The organism is Bacillus sp. JJ1127, from assembly GCF_036965845.1.
Lineage (GTDB): Bacteria > Bacillota > Bacilli > Bacillales > Bacillaceae_G > Bacillus_A.
In genome coordinates, this window is record NZ_JBALQK010000437.1 from 1 (window position 1) to 1,539 (window position 1,539).

At 35.2% G+C, this 1,539-nt stretch carries 2 protein-coding genes; both read left to right on the top strand.

The window, feature by feature from the left end; translation table 11 throughout:
* Positions 1–62 precede the first annotated feature (62 nt).
* Entirely contained in the window at positions 63–698 is a 636-nt protein-coding gene (locus tag V7183_RS25610; RefSeq protein WP_098198159.1) for an FMN-dependent NADH-azoreductase, read from the top strand.
* A gap of 111 nt (positions 699–809) precedes the next feature.
* On the top strand, positions 810–1,529 hold the full coding sequence (locus V7183_RS25615) for a lysophospholipid acyltransferase family protein (RefSeq protein WP_097898452.1): 720 nt from the start codon (positions 810–812) through the stop codon (positions 1,527–1,529).
* The last annotated feature ends 10 nt before the right edge of the window (positions 1,530–1,539 follow it).

Below are 1,539 nucleotides of genomic sequence, written 5' to 3' on the forward strand. Positions count from 1 at the left end.
TAATTTACTTTTTTAAAATAAATCTCAAATTAAAGATAAAATGAATAAAGGGAGAGAACAAAATGACAAAAGTACTATTTATTACAGCAAATCCAAATTCAGCAGAAGCATCTTTCGGTATGGCAGTAGGGGAAGCTTTCATTGAAGCGTATAAAAATGAACACCCACAAGATGAAGTTGTAACAATTGACTTATTTAACACGACAGTACCAGCAATTGATGCGGAAGTATTTGCAGCTTGGGGTAAATTTGCAGCAGGTGAAGGTTTTGAAGCATTAAATGAAAGTCAACAACAAAAAATTGCAGCAATGAACACAAACTTAGAAACATTTATGAATGCCGATCGTTATGTGTTTGTAACACCAATGTGGAACTTCAGCTATCCACCAGTAGTAAAAGCATACTTAGATAATTTATCTATCGCAGGTAAAACATTTAAATATACTGAAAATGGGCCAGTTGGATTACTAGAAGGTAAAAAAGCACTTCACATTCAAGCTACAGGTGGTATTTACTCTGAGGGAGCATACGCAGCAATGGACTTCGGACGTAAACACTTAAATGCAGTATTAGGATTTATGGGTGTGTCTGATGTAGAATATCTTGCAGTTGAAGGCATGAATGCAAATCCTGAAAAAGCACAAGAAATTAAAGAAGCAGCAATTGCAAATGCGCGTGAATTAGCAAAACGTTTCTAATATAGAAAACTCAAAAATGTCCAAACGCTTGTCGTTTGGACATTTTTTCTTCTTTTTCCTTCGTTTGTCTAGTATAATGAAGGACGGAATGATAATAGGTGGGGGTTCTGTATGATTCAAACGTTTTTTAAAATCTTTTATTTAATTTTAATTGTAATTGGCATTACACCGAGGTTATGGCGAATACAGGGTAAAGTAAAAACACTATCGCCACAAGAAAAAGATCGCCTTGTGTATAAAACAACAAATTGGTTTGGTAAGAAGATGGTTCGTGTAGCGGGATCGACTGTACAAGTAAATGGACTTGAAAACGTGCCGACAGATCAACCGGTACTTGTTGTAAGTAATCATCAAAGTGATATGGATATCCCAGTTTTACTAGGTTACTTAAATAAACCAATCGGATTTGTTTCAAAAGTGGAAATTAAAAAATTTCCGATTGTACGAACTTGGATGGAATTGATGAATTGTGTGTTTATGGATCGTAGGGATCGTCGTCAATCACTACAGGCTATTAAAGATGGAATTGAACGGTTAAAGAGCGGCCATTCTATTGTAATTTTTCCAGAAGGAACGCGTAGTAAAGGTGGCGAAATAGGAGATTTTAAAGCTGGTAGTTTTCATCTTGCTGTAAAATCTGGTGTGGCTATATTGCCAGTAACTTTAGATGGAACATATAAGATGTTTGAAGCAAATGGAAATCGAATGAAGCCAGCACATGCAACAATAACAATTTCGAAACCAATTACACCTGAGCAATATGCAAGTATGGATGTTAAAGAACTAACACAGCATACAAAAGATATTATTGCGGCTCAATTACATAAATAATAACAAAGTC